Source organism: Maritimibacter fusiformis (assembly GCF_008086115.1).
In the GTDB taxonomy this organism is placed as follows: domain Bacteria; phylum Pseudomonadota; class Alphaproteobacteria; order Rhodobacterales; family Rhodobacteraceae; genus Muriiphilus; species Muriiphilus fusiformis.
In genome coordinates this window covers 185,657-202,839 of record NZ_VSIY01000005.1, presented here as the reverse complement: position 1 = coordinate 202,839, position 17,183 = coordinate 185,657, and the positions used below count along the sequence as shown (strand labels likewise).

Below are 17,183 nucleotides of genomic sequence, written 5' to 3'. Positions count from 1 at the left end.
AGGGGCGCGGCGATGAGGCTGCTCGTCGCGGGCGCGGGGTTCTCGGGCGCGGTCGCGGGCCGGGCGCTGGCCGAGCTTGGCCATGACGTTACCATCGTCGATGAGCGCGACCACGTCGCAGGAAACTGCCACACCGCGCGCGATCCCGAGACCGGCGTGATGGTGCATGTCTACGGGCCGCACATCTTTCACACCGACGACAGGCGGGTCTGGGACTATGTCGCGCGGTTCGCCGAGATGATGCCCTACGTCAACCGCGTCAAGGCGGTGGTGGGCGGCGAGGTCTATACGCTGCCGATCAACCTGCACACGATCAACCAGTTCTTGCGCGCCAGCTTTTCCCCGGCCGAGGCGCGCGCCCATGTCGAGGCCCTGGCCCGCGACGACATCGGGACCGCGTCGAATTTCGAGGAGCAGGGCCTCAAGCTGGTGGGCGAAGACCTCTACCGCGCTTTCTTCGAGGGCTACACGCGAAAGCAATGGGGGGTAGAGCCGTCGCGGCTTCCGGCCTCGATCCTCAAGCGTTTGCCGCTGCGCTTCACCTATGACGACAACTATTTCTTTCACCGCCACCAGGGCATCCCGCGCGACGGCTACAGCGCCATGGTGGACGCGATCCTCGATCATCCGCGCATTGCGCTGCAGTTGGGCACACGGGCCGAGGATATGCCCGGCGATTTCGACCATGTGCTCTGGACCGGGCCGCTGGACCGCTATTTCGACCATGCCGAGGGGCGGCTGGCCTACCGGACGTTGCGGTTCGAGCCGATCCGGGCCGAGGGCGACATTCAGGGCACTGCGGTGATGAACTATTGCGACGCCGAGGTGGCGCATACCCGGATCGCGGAGCACAAGTATTTCGCGCCGTGGGAGCAGGCCGAGTTTGCCCGGTCGGTTGCGTTTCGTGAATTCAGCGATGACTGCGGGCCGGGGGACATTCCATTCTATCCGCTGCGGCTGGCCGACGACAAGGCGCTGCTGGCGCGCTATGTCGCGCGGGCGCGGGCGACGAAGGGCGTTACGTTCCTGGGACGGCTGGGCACCTACGCCTATCTCGACATGGACGTGACCATCGGGCGCGCCCTCGACACCGCCGAGGCGCTGCACGCGGCCTGGCAGCAGGGCCAACCGGCGCCGGTTTTCGCGCACGATCCGCTGAACTGATGCGTGCCGGGGCCGATTATCACGTCCTGCAGGAGGGGCTGACGCCGATGCCGGGGCGGCCCGAGGTGCTTTACCTGGCCTCGGGCGGGTTCGACCTGGCGGCGGGCGGGGTGCTGTCGACCGACAGCTATTTCAACAGCTTCTACCTAGGCCCGTGGCGTGAGCATGCCCGGGTCGGGCGGCTCGGGGTGCTGATCGAGGCCGAGGGGCAGGCCGGGGTCAGGGTGATCGGGATCGCCGCGGCGGGCGCACGGCATGTGCTGGGCGAGGGCGCGGCGGGCGGCGTGTTCTGGCTCGACGCGCTTGGAACTGCCGACCTGACCGAAAGGGCTGACATTTGCAGGCTTGTCGTCGAGGTCGAGGCCGCAACCGCCTGCCGGATCGCGCGACTTGCCTATGTCACCGACATCGCCCCGGCCAACGACATCCGCCTGTCGATCGGCATCTGCACCTTCCGGCGCGAAGCCTACCTGGCCGGGACCATGGCTGCCCTGGCCAAGGCGCGCGCCGAAACGCCGGAGATTTGCGCCGTTCGGGTGGTGAACCAGGGGCCGTCCTTCACCGACCCGGCACTTGCCACCCAGATCGAAGCGGTCGGGGCCGAGGTGATCGAACAGGCCAACCTGGGCGGCTGCGGCGGCTTTGCGCGCACGATGTTCGAGGCCGCGATGGCCGACGACCTGGCCACCCATCACCTGTTGATGGACGACGATATCGTGATCGACGCCCGCGTCATCGCCCGCGCCATCCGCTTTGCCGCCTACGCCCGCCACCCCCTGTCCATCGGCGGTCAGATGCTCGACATCTTTGATCCCGTGCGGGTCTATGAGGTGGCCGGGGTGATGGATGCAGGGTGGCGCGGAATGAGCATTGGCAAGGATGTCGACTTGTCGAAAACCGAAGGGCTTGCGCTCTTCGACGCGCCGGGAACGATCCACTACAACGGCTGGTGGTGGTGCATGGTCCCCGCCGCGACGATCCGCGGGATCGGCCTGCCCGCGCCCTATTTCATCCGTGGCGACGATGTCGAATACGGCTGCCGCGCCACTGCCCACGGGGTGCCCACGGTGCCCTTGCCGGGGGTTGCGGTCTGGCATGAAAGTTTCGGCTTCAAGCTTAGCGACTGGCTGACCTATTACGATGTGCGCAACCGGCTGGTGAACGCGGCGCTCTATCCGCAGTTCGCCGCGCCGCTGGATGCGCTCTACCTGCTGGGCGTGTTCTTCAACTACATGCTGCTGCACCGCTACGCCGCCGCGCCGGTGATCGCGATGGCGGTGCGCGACTATCTCGCCGGGCCGGAGGCGCTGGCCGCCACCGACAGCGAGACGCGCCATCATCGGCTGATGGCCGCGATCGCCCGGCTGCCCGCGCCCGAGGTCGTCGAGGACATCGACCCGGCAACCTACCAGCCCGCTGCCAGCAGCGTGTCATTCCTGAAATACGATATCGGTGACACCGTGCGCGGCTTTGCCGCCACCTATGCCCGCATCAGCCTGACCCCGGTGCGGGCGCGTCCGATCCTGTTTCGGATCGGTCCCAATCACCCGGCGCTGGTGGGCGGGCGCGGCTATGCCATGCCGCTCGACATCGGCCACAGCCGCTATGCGGTGTTCAGGCCGTCGCGCCTGCGGCTCTGGGGCAATACGCTCCGGGTGGGCTGGACCATGCTGGGCTATCTGGTGCGCCGCCGCGGCGCGGTCCGGCGTTGGCGCACCGGCTTTGCCGCGCTGACCGACGCCGGGGCATGGCAGAAACAGTTCGCGATCCCGCGCGGGCGCGACCTGGATTAAGGCTTGCGAAAGGCCGCGATGTAGTCGGCGCGCTTGCCGGAGGTGTATTCCTCATACTGCTTGGTGCCGGGCATGTCGGCCCAGCGCCGGCCATAGATCGAGAACGGCCAGGGCACCCGTTTCAGCATCTCTTCGCGGCGCGGGATATCGGCGTTGAGCGCGTCGATGCAGCCCGGCGTGACATCCTCGTAGAGCAGCATTTCAAGCCCGACCTCACCGGCGACGCGGGCCAGGCGGGCCTTGATCTCGGCATGGTCGCCCTCGCCATAGCCCGACTTGATCGAGATGATGCCGCCCGGGCGCGTCACCTTCATCGCGTCGGTCAGAAACCGCTCGGCGCCATAGACGGTGGGCGATTCCACCCCGACCACCAGGTCGAAACTGTCCGGCGCAAAGTTCAGCCCCGGCCCGGCGCTGCGGATCAGCTGCATCCCCGGCTCGCCCTCCAACAGCTTGCGCCCCCGGCGCAGGGCGGCGGCGGAGCGGTCGACCCCGACAACCTCGGCCCCCGGAAACAGCCGCGCCATGTAGAGCATGCCGCCGCCCATGCCGCAGCCCACGTCGAGGATGCGCCTGGGCGCAAGGCCGGTGCCCGCAAGCGCGGTCGCGGCCACAAGGTGATAGGCCATCACGTTGGTCTCTTCGCCCGCCAGTTCCGGCACCGCGACCATGTCATCGGCGAGCGGCATGAAGCCGCCGTTGAAAAAGGTGTTCTTGCGCACCGGCGAGACCAGGTAGACGAATTCGTAGGCGATGAAATCGACCACGCGAAAGGCGAGATCGCCGAGTGCTTTCATCGGCCCCGGGCGGGAGGGTGCGGTCATGGGGTGTTCCTGTCTCGGGGGCTTCGTTGACTCGTCGCGGATCGCGTGCAATCTAGCGCCAAGCCGGGCGGGGCGACACCCAAAACTCCCCGTTCAGAGGTCGAAAACCACAGGCGCCGACCCCGGCGCGGCAACCGAACGCGCGGGTTCAGGTGACAAGCAGCATTCTCATCCTCCAGGGGCCGCCGGGGCCGTTCTCGCGCCAGCTTGGCCGGGCCTTCGAGGCGCGCGGCTGCAAGGTCACGCGGGTCAACTTCTGCCTCGGTGACTGGCTGACATGGCCGGGGCACGGGGCGCGCAACTTTCGCCGCTCCAGGCTGGAATGGGCGGGCTACCTCGAGACGCTGATCGCGCGCGAGGGGATCACCGACATCCTCTATTTTGGCGACCGCAAGCCCTATCACAAGATCGCCGCCGAGGTGGCGGGGCGCATGGGCGTGCGCGCGATCTCGTATGAATTCGGCTATCTCAGGCCCGACTGGATCATCGTCGAGCGCGGCGGCCAGTCGAGCCAGTCGCATTTCCCCGACGATCTCGACACCATCCGCGCCGCCGCCGAAGGGCTGCTCAAGGCCGACCGGACCCTGAAATACCCCTATCCGTTCCGCAACGAGGCCTTTCACGAGGTGTTCTACAATCTCGTAAGCTATTTTCTGTGGTTCACCTTTCCGCGCTACGACGCCGACCGATATTACAACCCGATGCACGACTACCTGTCCTATATCCCGCGCCTGATCGGCGACAAGCGGGCCGAGGCGGCTGCGAAGGCCGAGGTCGAGCGTCTGGCGGGCGGCGGCAAGCGGTTCTTCGTGCTGCCGCTGCAAAAGCAGGAAGACTACCAGATCCGGGCCAATGCGCCCTATGACGGGCTGCATCCCTATATCCGCGAGGTGATCGCCTCGTTCGCCAGCCATGCGCCCGACGACACCGAACTGGTGGTCAAGCTGCATCCGCTGGACAACGGCATCGAGCCGTTCCGCCGCACCGTGCGCCGGGCGGCGCGCGAGGCCGGTGTGGCGGACCGGGTCAGCTATATCGACGGCGGCGACCTGGGCAAGCTGATGCGCGCGACGGCGGGGGTGATCACGCTGAATTCCACGGTCGGCCTGCACGCGCTGCAGGCCCATGCGCCGGTGAAATGCCTCGGGATCGCGGTCTACGACATCGCGGGGTTGACGCACCAGGGGCCGCTCGACCGGTTCTGGACCGAGGCGACGCCGCCCGATCCCAAGGATGTCGAGGCGCTGGTCCGGCTGATGGCCGATGCAATTCACGTCAAGGGCTGCTTTCACACCCGCGAGGGGCGGGTGGCCGGGGCCGCGGCGATTGCCGACAAGGTGCTGGCGGGCACGATCAACAAGGGCGCCTTCGTCGAGCCGCCGCCCCGGCTGGCGCGCGCCCGTGCGATGGGGATCGCGGTTGATTGACCGGGGCGCGCGGCCCTAGGCTGGGTCAAGCGGAGGACGAAGCCATCGCGGACAGATCATTTCAGTCGGTTGCGATCACCGGGGCAGGGGCCGGGCTGGGCCGGGCGCTGGCGCTGGAACTGGCACGCCCCGGTGTGCGGCTGTTTCTCGGCGGGCGCACCGGCGCGCGGCTGGACGAGGTGGCGAGCGCCTGCCGGATACGCGGCGCCGGGGTCGAGACCGCGTTTGTCGATGTGCGCGACGCGGCGGCGGTCAGCGACTGGCTGGCGGCGTGCGACGGGGTGCATCCGCTTGACCTGGTGATCGCCAATGCGGGCGTTCTGACCGGACGCGCGGCCGAGCGGCGTTGCGAGGATGCCTGCGCTGCCGCCGACCTGGTGGCGACCAACCTGGGCGGCGTGGTGGCGACCGCGACGGCGGCGGCCGACCTGATGGTGCCGCGCGGGCGCGGGACGATCGCGCTGGTCTCGTCGCTGGCGGCGTTCTTTCCCCATGCCGACGCGCCGGCCTATTCGGCCAGCAAGGCCGGTGTGACAGCTTTCGCCACGGCGCTGGACGAGGCGGTGGCGGCGGACGGGCTGGTCATCAGCGTCGTGCATCCGGGCCATGTCGAGACCGGCCAGACCGCGCGCCAGAACGGTGCCTTGCCGATGATGGTCTCGCCCGAGGCTGCGGCCCGGCGGATCGTGGCCGGGCTGGCGCGGGGGCGGCGGCGGATCACCTTTCCGCTGCGGCTGCGGCTTCTGATCGGGCTGCACGGCGCTTTGCCCAGGCGGCTGCGCCACGCCATCAACCGGCCATTTCGCTTTCACGTGTCGGACGGCGCCGGCGACCGGTAACAAGCGGCGAGGTGACGCCATGCGGGATCGGCGCTGTCGCGGGTGATTCGGGCCACGATGCGGCGCCTCGTTTCCGGATTGTCGGCAATCTCCCGACCACGGCTGTATTGGTCATGGTAACAATCATCACAAGCGCGTGGTGATAACCATGTTCGGAAATAGTCCCGCCCCTTCGTTGCCGTTCGCGACACAATCGGCGGTTTCCAAAAAGGAAACACCGGGCTGCCGTATGACGGTCGGAGGGGGTGTGAAGTTCGCGTGTCAGGATAGAATTGCGCGCTTTGGGATGGCTCGCGCGGCGGCGAGGACCGCCTCGGGGCGGCAACTGTCGCGGTTTGAGAAACAATAGCGGAGTCACGCCAGGTGAGGTCCGGTCCTGTTCAGGCCGCAAACAGGGTTAACAGGGCCGCGCATGGCCCGACACCGGAAAAATACCTTTGTGATGCCGGGACGGCTCTGTATTTTGAGAGTTGCCCACTGGGGGGCGATGTCTAGTGGCCACGGGGGCGGCCGCTCAAGCCTACGGGATTTCCGTGGGGACGAAGTGCGCCATGTCGTTTTGAACGAATTGGTGCAAGGGCACGTAAGGGTAAGGATCGGGGGGTCCGCACAACTGCGCTGTCTTGTTCGATTCCGTTCCGGGATCGACTTCTCCTCTCATGGACCCGTGGATCGGCTTGGCGCGGCGTTCCGTGGCTGATGTCGCTCTGCCTGGGCAGGAACGAGTGCTGGCGAGGGGAAAACATGCCTGTAACGCATGATGCAGACCGTATTTGCACCGCGACAACCGCGGGACGGTTCGGGGTATTTCACATCAACAGCAACGAGATCGACGTGACCGTGGACCGGCTGATGGCCGGCGGCGTCACCAATGATGCTCCGGTTGCCCTGAGGTTCAGGGTGCGGCGGCGCGGACACGAGCAAGGGAACCTGTGAAATGACGACTTGGACACCGACCGGAAACTACATTCTTGACTGGGATCTCACCGGCGCAGACGGGTCGGCGACCCTGAGCTCCACTGGCAGCGGCCCGGACGTGCTGGTCAGCGTTGCGACGCCGGCCAACGTCGACGGCGACGAATTCACGGTCGTGGGCGGACAGTTGTTCTCAAAGGACGTGGGCAACGAAACCAAGGGCGAAATCTCGTTCGGTCACCCGGTCACCGACGTGAATTTCCAACTGGTCGACGTCGATCAGGGCTGGGACTGGGACGACAAGGTGACGATCCGCGCCTATGATGCGCAGAACAACCTGGTCGACGTGACCTTCACCGATCTGCAAACCGGACAGGTGGTCACCGGCAACTCGATCGAGGGCAACGATGCGCTGAACGACGAGGGCGTGACCGTCTCGATTGCCGGTCCGATCGTCAAGCTGGTGATCGTGCACGACAACGGTTCCGACGAACCGCTGTCCGGCCACATCAAGGTCACCGATCTCGGCTTCAACTGCCCGGACGGGCAGGGCGAAGGCGACGGGATCGTGCAGGGCACCGCCGGCGACGACGTGATCGACATCTACTACACCGGCGATCCGCATGGCGACATGGTCGACAACAACGACGCGATCCTGCCCGGCGAAGCGCCGAACGACGACATCATCCTGGGCTTTGCCGGCGATGACCGGATCGACGCGGGCGAGGGTGACGACGAGGTCTATGCCGGTTCCGGCAACGACACCGTGTTCGGCGGCACCGGCGACGACGAGATCCACGGCGACAGCAACGGCGGCTACGGCGGCGGGACGACCACGGTTCGCGAGAGCCTGAACTGGGACGAGGCCCCCGGGTTTGCCCACAACGCCAATGCCGACGGGTTCACCCAGAACACCGGCAACGTCGAGGTGACCTTCTCGATCGTCCAGGAAACCGGCAAGGCGGCGAGCAAGTTCGAGACCGACGATCAGTATGTCGACGGGATCGAGGACGACGGCCAGCCGGTCGATCAGAATTCGTCGCTGTTCTCGACGCTCAGGGGCGAAGGCAACGAGGGCGACTATACGCTCGACTTCTCGGAGGCGGTGAGCAACGTGTCGTTCCGCGTGAACGACATCGACGGCGACGGCGTGGTGCGCATCTCGGCCTTCGACGAGAACGGCGACCCGATCGAGGTCGAGTTGGACGGCGGCTCTCGGCTGACGCTCCTGGATACCGACGGCGTGCCCGGCGCCGACACCGCCGACAGCAAAGGCGGCTACAAGTCTGACGCCGACCCGCGCTATTCGATGCTGGTCACCATTCCCGGTCCGGTGTCGCAGATCCTGATCGAGCATGACCAGGACGGCAGCAACGGTTCGGGCATCAACATCACCGACGTCTATTTCGACGTGATGGTCGACGCGGGCGCCGGCGAACCCGGCAATGACGTGCTCCACGGTGGCGAAGGCGACGACCTGATCTATGGCGAGGGTGGCAATGATACCATCATCGGCGGCGACGGCTCGGACACGGTCTATGGCGGCGATGGCGATGACGTGATCGACACCTCCGGCTCGACCCCGATGTCGGATTACGGTGCCGATCTGCCGGATCCGTGGCCGGATATCCCCGAGGATTACGACAAGTTCAACGACCGCGATTTCGTCGACGGTGGCGCGGGCAACGACACGATCTCGACCGGCGACGACCAGGACGTGATCTTCGGCGGCGACGGGGACGACACCATCGACGGCGGGCTGGACGACGACACCATCGACGGTGGCGACGGCAACGATGTAATCATCGGCGGCCACGGCTCGGACACGATCTATGGCGGCGCCGGCAATGACGAGATCTGGGGCGGCCTCGGGGCCGGGTCCGATCCGCTCAACATCCAGGACAAGGACGATCCGGTCTACGGCATCGACGATCCGCGCCCGGACAACGGCATCGACATCATCCACGGCGGTGACGGGGACGATGTCATCTATGGCCAGGACGATGCCGACATCCTCTACGGCGACGATGGCAACGACTTCATCGACGGCGGCATCGACAACGACGAGATCTATGGCGGCAAGGGCGACGACATCCTTTACGGCGGCCAGGGCGACGACCTGATCGACGGCGGCGAAGGGGCGGACCGCGCCTTTGGCGGCGACGACCAGGACACCTTCGTCAACGTCGGCCCCGGCGATTACGTCGATGGCAACGAGGGCGGGGTGGATTACGACACGCTCGACCTGCGCGGCTCGGCCCCGACCGATGGCGGGCTCAGGGTCACCTATACCTCGCCCGACAACGAGGACGGCTTTGTCACCTTCTTCGACAAGGATGACAACGAAGTCGGCACGATGGACTTCTACAACATCGAGAATGTCGTGCCCTGCTTTACCCCCGGCACGCGGATCGCGACGCCGAAGGGTGAAAAGCTGGTCGAGGAACTGAAGGCCGGCGACCGGGTGATCACCCGCGACAACGGCATCCAGGAGATCCGCTGGATCGGGGCCAAGCCGATGGACTGGAAAGCGGTCGCCACCAACCCGCACCTCAACCCGGTGCTGATCCGGGCCGGCGCGCTGGGCAACGGGCTGCCGGAACGCGACATGCTGGTCAGCCCGAACCACCGCATCCTGGTGGCCAACGACCGCACCGCGCTCTATTTCGACGAACGCGAAGTGCTGGCCGCGGCCAAGCACCTGGTGGACAACCGCGGTATCGAAGTGGTCGAGCCGGCGGGGGTGACCTACATCCACTTCATGTTCGATCACCACGAGGTGGTGCTGTCGGACGGCGCCTGGACCGAGAGCTTCCAGCCCGGTGACCACTCTCTGAAGGGCATCGGCAATGCTCAGCGGCAGGAGTTGTTCGAGCTGTTCCCGGAGCTTGAGACCCGCGAAGGCATCGAGGACTACGCCGCCGCGCGGCGTATCCTGAAAAAGCACGAAGCCCGGATGCTCGTGGGCGAGTGATGCAGCGTCCCGGCCGGGCGTGAGCGTTCGGCCGGGTCCCGATCGAAAGGGGCCGGCAACCCCTGGCCTGCGCAGGCTGTGGTCGGAGGCGTCTCCCCAGTCGCCCCGTCCATTTCGGATCAGGAGACAATCCCGCGGTTCGCCGCGGGATTGTTCGTGTTTGGTGCGGAATGATCCGCCCTGCGTTCATCTCCATCATCTCGACACCCGGGAAACCATTTGTTGTGACCCTGCGGGGTATCGTCAGGGCACCCGATTCGCGGGCCATCCCGCAACGGGGCGGCCGCGCCGCGCAGAACGCGTCCGTTCCGCCAATTGTGGCACCGGCAAGGCAGGGCGCCGGATTGCGCGGGGTTTCCGGCCTGTGCCTGACACAAATGGCCGGATTCCCGCCATATTCCGAACCTCATCCTTAACTAACGTGACTTCACCTTGCTGATGCCCTCGACATCTCGAAACAGGACCAACAGATGCTGTATTTCCGTTCTCCCGCCGACAGCGCCGATCTGAGAAAACTGCTGGGTGCCGATGTCGCGCCCGGCCCGCGGATCGCGGCCGAGTTTTCGGTGTCGGGCATTTCGCAATCGTCGCTGATCGAAACCACACGCGGGCTGGTGCTGGCGCGCGATCTGCGCATCGGGGATCGGGTGATCACCCGTGACACCGGCGCCCAGAAAGTGCGCTGGGTGGGAAGTTCGATGGTCTGCTATCCCGATGCGGAAGAGGGACAGCCGGACACGCACCGCCCGGTGCGTATCCGTGCCGGCGCGCTTGGCTCCAGCGACACGGCGGGCAACCTCGTGCTCGCGCCGGGCCAGCGGCTGCTGCTGCGGGGCGGAATGAACAGCCTGCTGTTCGCCGCCGACGAAGTGCTGGTGCGGGCCGCCGACCTGACCCACCTCGATGGCATAGACCTGCTGCCGCGCGATGTCGGGCGCTGGACCCACGTGCTGCTCGACCGGCACGAAATGATCCGGGTCAACGGAATCTGGATGGAAAGCTTCGCCCCCGATCTCTGGTCGATCCGCACCGGCCATCCCGATCATTGGGAGGCGATCACCGAAGCCCTGCCGCGTCTGCGGTTCGACGGCGGCCAGGCTGCCTATGTCGAGAACCGGGTTTCGCTGGAAGCGCGCGAGGCGCGGCTACTCGTCGCCTGACGGGCCCGACGCCCGCCAGCGCGCCCAGTCCTCGGGCGTATCCAGATCGGTCAGCGCATGGGCACCGGGCAGCGGCACCAGCCGCACCCGGTCCCGTTCGCGCCTGAGCAGGTCGCGCGCGCCCCGATCTCCATCCAACGCCCGCAACGCCGCGAAATCGCGCGCCGGGAACAACACCGGATGACCGGGCGTGCCGTCGGCGCCGGCACCGCGCAGGATGGTCGCGCCATCGGCCCCGGCGATCAGCGCCGCCAGATCGTCAGGGGTGATTTCGGGCATGTCGGCCAGCAGGATCACCACCCCGGCGGTCTGGTCGGGAAGTGCGCCGACCCCGGCGCGCAGGCTTGCGGCCATGCCGGAAGCCGCGTCACTGACTTCAAGGCAGGTCACGCCCAGCCCGTCGACCGCCCGCCACCGCTCCGGCGCCGCGTCACGCGCGGGCAGGGCGACGAAGACCGGCGCACCGGTCCTGAGTGCCGCCGCCGCGCGCTCGGCCAGCAGGGGGCGCCCGTCGACCGGCTGTAACAGCTTGTCAGCCCCGCGCATCCGGCTCGAGGCCCCGGCGGCAAGGATCAGGATCGCGACGGGATCAGCCATCGGACTTGCATCTGCACGGCGGGTGGGGATTGGGGCGAAACCTCACGCAGCCCACGGAAACGGCTTGATCGTGGCCGGCGCCGAGGTTTTCCATATCTTCAGGGGCCAGACGATCTAGCTGTCGTCGGCGCGTCTGAAGGCGCGTGTCGGATTCGACGCGGGCCGTATTCATGTCCGGCTATTCCTCGGGGATCAGCCCGCGTGGACTGAACCTGAGCACCAGGAGCAGGATCACCCCCATCGTCAAGAGCCGCATATGCGCGGTCGACTCGAGCAGGTGCGCCTTGATGGCCGAGCCATCGGCCATGCCGGAAGTCACGAGGCCCATGAGCCAGTGGCTGATCGGCTCGACCTGGACCCAGAAGAACCAGATCAGGAAGCCGCCCAGCACCGCGCCCCAGTTGTTGCCAGAGCCGCCGACGATCACCATCACCCAGACCAGGAAGGTAAAGCGCAGGGGCTGGTAGGTGCCCGGCGTCAACTGCCCGTCGAGCGTGGTCATCATCGCGCCCGCGATCCCGACCACGGCCGAGCCGAGGATGAAGACCTGCAAGTGCCGGCGGGTGACGTCCTTGCCCATGGCCTCGGCGGCGACCTCGTTGTCGCGGATCGCGCGCATCATCCGGCCCCAGGGGGAATGGAGCGCCGCCTGGCTCATCCAGATCAGGATCAGAAGCACCACGGCAAAGAGGCCGGCATAGCCCAGCTTGACCACCACCGAGGAGCTGGTGACGGGATCGAACCCCCAGGCGTCCATCCGGGCGACGAAACTGGCCGAGTTCTGCAGATCGACCTCGTAGGGCACAGGGCGGGGCAGGCCGACCACGTTCTTGACGCCGCGCGCCAGCCAGTCCTCGTTCTTCATCACCGCGATGATGATCTCGGCGATGCCCAGCGTGGCGATGGCCAGGTAGTCCGAGCGCAGGCCCAGCGCGGTCTTGCCGATCGCCCAGGCCGCGCCTGCCGCCAGCAGACCGCCGACCGGCCAGGCCAGCAGAATCGGCAGGCCCAGCCCGCCGAGATAGCCGGTGCCGGCGGGGTTCACGCTTTCAATCGCGTCGACGGCCGGGTCGAAAATGGCGCGGAAGATGAAGAAGCCCGCGACCAGCAGGACCAGCATGGCAAGACTGCGGGCCATGCCCTTGGCCATGCGCTTCCAGATCTGGACCGCGCCGATCAGCACCAGTGCGGCAAAGATCAGTGCGCCGATGGCGCGCACGCCGCCTGCCGCCCAGGCTTCGCCCACAGGCGGCATCGAGACCAGCACCGGCGCCAGCCCGCCAAGCGCGACGAAGCCCATGATGCCGACGTTGAACAGGCCCGCATAGCCCCACTGCATGTTCACGCCCAGCGACATGATCGCCGAGACTAGCCCCATGTTGAGCAGCACCAGCGCCACGTTCCAGCTTTGCAGAAAGCCCGAGCCGAGGATCAGCGCGCCGACCAGCCCGAACAGGCTGACATTTCTCCAGTTCACGCTCATACCGATTTCCCCTTGAAGAGGCCCGTGGGTTTGAACAGCAGCACAACCACCAGGATCGCGAAGGAGACCGCGAACTTGTAGTCGGTGGACATGAGCTGGACGAGGCCGGAGGGCTCCAAGCTTTCCGGCAGCAGGTATCCCAGCACCTTTTTCCAGGCATATGTGACGGTGACCTCCGAAAACGCGATCACGAAGCCGCCGGCAATGGCGCCCAGCGGGTTGCCCAGCCCGCCGACGATGGCCGAGGCGAAGATCGGCAGCAGAAGCTGGAAGTAGGTGAAGGGCTTGAAGGTCTTGTCGAGGCCGTAGAGCACGCCCGCGATGGTGGCCAATGCGGCCACGATCAGCCACGTATACATCACCACCCGCTCGGGATTGATGCCCGACAGAAGCGCCAGGTCCTCGTTGTCGGAAAAGGCCCGCATCGACTTGCCGGTGCGGGTGCGGTTGAGAAACCAGAACAGCGCGGCGACCACGATCACCGCGGTGACGATGGTGATACCCTGCGAGGTGCGGAAGGCCAGCCCTTCTTCAAGCCCGGTCCAGTCCTTGAAATCGCGGGCCGAGATGATGAAGCGTTCGCCGTCGGCAAAGAACTGTTCGCCCGGACCGACGATGAAGCGCACGACGCCGTTGAGGATGAACATCAGCCCGATCGAGACCATCACGAAGATGATCGGCTTGGCCTTGACCCGGCGGTAGAAGCGATAGACCACGCGGTCGGTCGCCAGCATCATCAGGGCGGTGATGACGATGCCGAACGGCAGCGCCAGAAGGGCGGTGGGCAGCGGCCCGAGGCTCAGCCCCATCGACTGGAACCACCAGGTGATCAGAATCGTCACCATCGCGCCGAAGGCCATGGTGTCGCCATGGGCGAAGTTGGAAAAGCGCAGGATGCCGTAGACCAGCGTGACCCCCAGCGCGCCCAGCGCCAACTGGCTGCCGTAGGCGATGGCCGGGATCAGGACGTAGTTCGACATCGCCACGATTGCGTTGAGAAGCTCCATCAGACAACGGCCTCGCGGGTCGGGAATGTGGGTCGGGCGGGAAGGTCGCGGATCATCGCCTTACCCCCCCAGGAAACTTGCGCGCACTTCGGGATCGGCCAGAAGCTCGCTGCCGGTGCCGGTGTGGGCGTTCTGGCCCTGCACGAGGACAAAGCCCTTGTCGGCGATGGCCAGCGCCTGGCGGGCGTTCTGTTCGACCATCAGCACCGGCAGGCCGGTGCGCGCCACCTCGATGATGCGGTCGAAAAGCTCGTCCATCACGATCGGCGACACGCCCGCGGTCGGCTCGTCCAGCATCAGCACCTTTGGTTTGGTCATCAGGGCACGTCCGACCGCGACCTGCTGGCGCTGGCCGCCGGACAATTCCCCCGCCGCCTGGTCGCGTTTGTCCTTGAGGATCGGGAACAGCTCGAACACCTGCTCCATGGTCCCGGAGATGTCGTCCTTGCGGATGAACGCGCCCATCTCGAGGTTTTCCTCGACCGTCATCGAGGTGAAGATGTTGTTGGTCTGGGGCACGAAGCCCATGCCCTTCTGCACCCGGTCCTGCGGGCTGAGGTCCGAGATATCCTCGCCGTCCAGCCGGACGCTGCCGGAGCGCACGTTGAGCATGCCGAACAGTGCCTTCATCGCGGTCGACTTGCCGGCGCCGTTGGGGCCGACGATCACCGCGATCTCGCCGCGGTCGACCGAAATGGTGCAATCATGCAGGATGTCGGGGCCCTTGCCATAGCCGCCGGTCATCGCTTCGCCGATCAGGAACGGGCCGCCGGGGGCAGGGCGGGCCTTGCCGTGCTGCGGGCCGGGCGTCATCTCGCCCTGGCCCTTGGGGTTCACGATCGAGGCGTCGCGGTTGTAGCCGGGCTGGTCGAAGCGGTTGCTCATGGCGTCGCCTCCAGCTTGTCCTTGTTCTTCAGCCCGGTGCCGAGATAGGCCTCGATCACCTGTTCGTTGGCCTTGATCTCGGCCAGCGTGCCCTGGGCCAAAACCTTGCCTTCGGCCATGCAGATCACCGGGTCGCACAGGCGTTCGATGAAATCCATGTCGTGCTCGATCACCACGAAGGTATAGCCACGCTCCTTGTTCAGCCGGATGATGGCATCGCCGATGGTGTTGAGCAGGGTGCGGTTCACGCCGGCGCCGACCTCGTCGAGAAACACGATCTTGGCGTCGACCATCATGGTGCGACCAAGCTCCAGAAGCTTCTTCTGGCCGCCCGAAACCTGCCCGGCCTTGTGTTCGGCCAGGTGTTCGATGGTCAGGAACTCCAGCACCTCGTCGGCCTTGGCACGCAGCGCGCGCTCTTCTTCCGCGATGCGCTTGCGCCCGAACCAGGTGTCCCACAGCCGTTCGCCCGACTGGCCGCCGGGCACCATCATCAGGTTTTCGCGGCAGGTCATCGAGGCGAATTCATGCGCGATCTGAAAGGTGCGCAGCAATCCCTTGGAAAACAATGTGTGTGGCGGCAGGCCGGTGATATCCTCGCCGTCCATCGTGACCCGGCCGGAGGTTGGTTGAAGAACCCCGGCGATCACATTGAAAAGTGTGGTTTTTCCTGCGCCATTTGGGCCGATCAAGCCGGTGATCGACCCTTTGGCGATCTCCAGCGATGCCCCGTCGACGGCATGAAAGCCGCCAAAATGCTTGTGAACGTCCTCGACGACGATCATCCGCCCCCCTCCCGCGCCCCCATGCGCGCGGCTTGAATTGAAACAGCCCGGGGGTGTTTCCCCGGGCTGCTTCTTTCTGTCAAGTGCGGATCAACGGTAGCCGATGGTGACGAGCTTGCCGTCCTGCATCTCGATCTCGCGATACGAACCGGCGCTTTCGCCCTGACCGATCAGTTCGACCGCCGAGGCGCCGACCAGGTCGACCTCGCCGCCCGAGGCGAGAATCTCGAGCGCCTTGCCCAGCTCGCCCGGGAAGATCTGTTCGCCCGGCGCGTTGGCCACGTCCATGATCTTGTCCTTGTAGACCTGCGGGTCGGTCGATCCGGCGGCCTGCATCGCCAGCATGATCAGCGCCGCCGCGTCATAGCCGTTGTCGGCATAGGTCGAGGTGGCGTCGAACGCGTCGCCGACGACTTCGGCGAACTTCTCAGCGGCCGACGAGCCCGGGGTCTGGCCGAACGAGCCGTCGATGTCGGTGCCGAACTTCTCTTCCAGCGTCGAGCTGATCATGCCATCGGGCAGTTGGAAGGTGTCGAAGGCGCCCGAGTCAAGCGCGGCCTGGATGATGCCGGAGCCGCCCTGGTCGACGTAGCCCGCAACCACGAGCAGATCGCCGCCGGCCGAGGCCAGCGCGCCGACTTCGGCGGAGTAGTCGGCCTTGCCGTCTTCATGCGCCGCGTTGATCGTCACGGTGCCGCCCTGGGCTTCCCAGGCCGCGGCGAAGCTGTCGGCCAGGCCCTTGCCGTAGTCGTTGTTGGTATAGGTCACGGCCACGTTCGAATAGCCGCGCTCCTTGAGCATGTTGGCCATCACTTCGCCCTGACGCGCATCCGACGGGGCGGTGCGGAAGAACAGGCCGTTGTCTTCGACGGTCGACAGCGCCGGCGAGGTCGCCGAGGGCGAAATCAGGACCATGCCGTTGGGCATGGCGACGTTTTGCAGGACCGCACCGGTCGCGCCCGAGCACATCGCGCCGACGATACCCTTGACGCCATCGGCGGTGATCAGACGCTCGGCGCTGGCCGTGGCCGCGCCCGCGTCGATGCAGGTCGAGTCGCCGCGCACCGGGGCGAAGGTGATGCCATCCATCATCTTGCCCGAGTCGTTGACCTCGGCCATCGCGAACTCGGCACCCGCCGCGATCGCGGGGGCGAGGCTGTCGAGCGGGCCGGTGAATCCCAGCAGCACGCCGAGCTTGATTTCTTCGGCCGTGGCCGCGCTGCCCATGAGGGCGGTGGCGGCGGTCGCAAGAAGCAGTTTCTTCATGTCTCTCTCTCCCAGAATGGACAAAATTCCGACGCTCACCCTAGCGCATGATTTGGAAAAGAAA

Annotated in this window: 14 protein-coding genes; 7 read left to right on the top strand and 7 right to left on the bottom strand. The window is 66.3% G+C overall.

Annotation, left to right across the window (positions count from 1 at the left end):
- Nucleotides 1-12 precede the first annotated feature (12 nt).
- Nucleotides 13-1,164: a UDP-galactopyranose/dTDP-fucopyranose mutase family protein gene (locus tag FVF75_RS08585; protein ID WP_148377561.1), complete on the top strand. Its 1,152-nt coding sequence runs from the start codon at nt 13-15 to the stop codon at nt 1,162-1,164.
- A complete protein-coding gene (locus FVF75_RS08580; protein WP_148377560.1) occupies nt 1,164-2,957 on the top strand; it encodes a glycosyltransferase family 2 protein in 1,794 nt (597 codons plus the stop codon). The genes FVF75_RS08585 and FVF75_RS08580 overlap by 1 nt, the downstream gene beginning before the upstream one ends.
- Here the strand turns inward: FVF75_RS08580 and FVF75_RS08575 are convergent.
- On the bottom strand, nt 2,954-3,781 hold the full coding sequence (locus FVF75_RS08575; RefSeq protein WP_148377559.1) for a class I SAM-dependent methyltransferase: 828 nt from the start codon (nt 3,779-3,781) through the stop codon (nt 2,954-2,956). The genes FVF75_RS08580 and FVF75_RS08575 overlap by 4 nt on opposite strands.
- A 152-nt stretch (nt 3,782-3,933) precedes the next feature.
- On the opposite strand from FVF75_RS08575, the gene FVF75_RS08570 reads away from it, so the two are divergent.
- From FVF75_RS08570 to FVF75_RS08550, 5 genes are all read left to right on the top strand, one after another.
- Nucleotides 3,934-5,208, top strand: coding sequence for a capsule biosynthesis protein (locus FVF75_RS08570; protein ID WP_148377558.1), 1,275 nt, complete (start codon nt 3,934-3,936; stop codon nt 5,206-5,208).
- The gene (locus FVF75_RS08565) at nt 5,205-6,047 is read left to right on the top strand and encodes an SDR family NAD(P)-dependent oxidoreductase (protein WP_148377557.1); all 843 of its coding nucleotides are present in this window, start codon (nt 5,205-5,207) and stop codon (nt 6,045-6,047) included. The genes FVF75_RS08570 and FVF75_RS08565 overlap by 4 nt, the downstream gene beginning before the upstream one ends.
- Before the next feature lie 744 nt (nt 6,048-6,791).
- Nucleotides 6,792-6,983, top strand: coding sequence for a hypothetical protein (locus FVF75_RS08560; protein WP_148377556.1), 192 nt, complete (start codon nt 6,792-6,794; stop codon nt 6,981-6,983).
- A 1-nt stretch (nt 6,984) separates the two neighbouring features.
- Nucleotides 6,985-9,936 carry a Hint domain-containing protein gene (locus tag FVF75_RS08555; RefSeq protein ID WP_148377555.1) on the top strand — a complete coding sequence of 984 codons (2,952 nt, stop codon included), beginning with the start codon at nt 6,985-6,987 and terminating at the stop codon, nt 9,934-9,936.
- Nucleotides 9,937-10,406: 470 nt separating this feature from the next.
- Nucleotides 10,407-11,096, top strand: a complete 690-nt coding sequence (locus tag FVF75_RS08550) for a Hint domain-containing protein (protein ID WP_148377554.1) — start codon at nt 10,407-10,409, stop codon at nt 11,094-11,096.
- Here FVF75_RS08550 and FVF75_RS08545 read toward each other — a convergent pair.
- The 6 genes from FVF75_RS08545 to FVF75_RS08520 all read right to left on the bottom strand — a co-directional run bounded on the left by FVF75_RS08545 (nt 11,082) and on the right by FVF75_RS08520 (nt 17,119).
- Nucleotides 11,082-11,693 carry a nucleotidyltransferase family protein gene (locus FVF75_RS08545; RefSeq protein WP_148377553.1) on the bottom strand — a complete coding sequence of 204 codons (612 nt, stop codon included), beginning with the start codon at nt 11,691-11,693 and terminating at the stop codon, nt 11,082-11,084. The genes FVF75_RS08550 and FVF75_RS08545 overlap by 15 nt on opposite strands.
- 178 nt (nt 11,694-11,871) lie before the next feature.
- Nucleotides 11,872-13,176: a branched-chain amino acid ABC transporter permease gene (locus FVF75_RS08540; protein ID WP_148377552.1), complete on the bottom strand. Its 1,305-nt coding sequence runs from the start codon at nt 13,174-13,176 to the stop codon at nt 11,872-11,874.
- Nucleotides 13,173-14,183 carry a branched-chain amino acid ABC transporter permease gene (locus tag FVF75_RS08535; RefSeq protein WP_148377551.1) on the bottom strand — a complete coding sequence of 337 codons (1,011 nt, stop codon included), beginning with the start codon at nt 14,181-14,183 and terminating at the stop codon, nt 13,173-13,175. The genes FVF75_RS08540 and FVF75_RS08535 overlap by 4 nt, the downstream gene beginning before the upstream one ends.
- Nucleotides 14,184-14,243: 60 nt before the next feature.
- Nucleotides 14,244-15,068, bottom strand: coding sequence for an ABC transporter ATP-binding protein (locus tag FVF75_RS08530; protein ID WP_148377550.1), 825 nt, complete (start codon nt 15,066-15,068; stop codon nt 14,244-14,246).
- Entirely contained in the window at nt 15,065-15,853 is a 789-nt protein-coding gene (locus FVF75_RS08525; protein WP_148377549.1) for an ABC transporter ATP-binding protein, read from the bottom strand. Before FVF75_RS08525 ends, FVF75_RS08530 begins: the two co-directional genes overlap by 4 nt.
- A 90-nt stretch (nt 15,854-15,943) precedes the next feature.
- The gene (locus FVF75_RS08520) at nt 15,944-17,119 is read right to left on the bottom strand and encodes an ABC transporter substrate-binding protein (RefSeq protein ID WP_148377548.1); all 1,176 of its coding nucleotides are present in this window, start codon (nt 17,117-17,119) and stop codon (nt 15,944-15,946) included.
- Between the last annotated feature and the right edge of the window lie 64 nt (nt 17,120-17,183).

What these genes read in the sequence shown, in the direction of transcription:
- FVF75_RS08560 (WP_148377556.1), top strand. Translation starts at nt 6,792, where the DNA reads ATGCCTGTAACGCATGATGCAGACCGTATTTGCACCGCGACAACCGCG.
- FVF75_RS08575 (WP_148377559.1), bottom strand. Translation starts at nt 3,781, where the DNA reads ATGACCGCACCCTCCCGCCCGGGGCCGATGAAAGCACTCGGCGATCTC.
- FVF75_RS08530 (WP_148377550.1), bottom strand. Translation starts at nt 15,068, where the DNA reads ATGAGCAACCGCTTCGACCAGCCCGGCTACAACCGCGACGCCTCGATC.
- FVF75_RS08540 (WP_148377552.1), bottom strand. Translation starts at nt 13,176, where the DNA reads ATGAGCGTGAACTGGAGAAATGTCAGCCTGTTCGGGCTGGTCGGCGCG.
- FVF75_RS08525 (WP_148377549.1), bottom strand. Translation starts at nt 15,853, where the DNA reads ATGATCGTCGTCGAGGACGTTCACAAGCATTTTGGCGGCTTTCATGCC.
- FVF75_RS08520 (WP_148377548.1), bottom strand. Translation starts at nt 17,119, where the DNA reads ATGAAGAAACTGCTTCTTGCGACCGCCGCCACCGCCCTCATGGGCAGC.
- FVF75_RS08550 (WP_148377554.1), top strand. Translation starts at nt 10,407, where the DNA reads ATGCTGTATTTCCGTTCTCCCGCCGACAGCGCCGATCTGAGAAAACTG.
- FVF75_RS08535 (WP_148377551.1), bottom strand. Translation starts at nt 14,183, where the DNA reads ATGGAGCTTCTCAACGCAATCGTGGCGATGTCGAACTACGTCCTGATC.
- FVF75_RS08585 (WP_148377561.1), top strand. Translation starts at nt 13, where the DNA reads ATGAGGCTGCTCGTCGCGGGCGCGGGGTTCTCGGGCGCGGTCGCGGGC.
- FVF75_RS08545 (WP_148377553.1), bottom strand. Translation starts at nt 11,693, where the DNA reads ATGGCTGATCCCGTCGCGATCCTGATCCTTGCCGCCGGGGCCTCGAGC.
- FVF75_RS08555 (WP_148377555.1), top strand. Translation starts at nt 6,985, where the DNA reads ATGACGACTTGGACACCGACCGGAAACTACATTCTTGACTGGGATCTC.
- FVF75_RS08580 (WP_148377560.1), top strand. Translation starts at nt 1,164, where the DNA reads ATGCGTGCCGGGGCCGATTATCACGTCCTGCAGGAGGGGCTGACGCCG.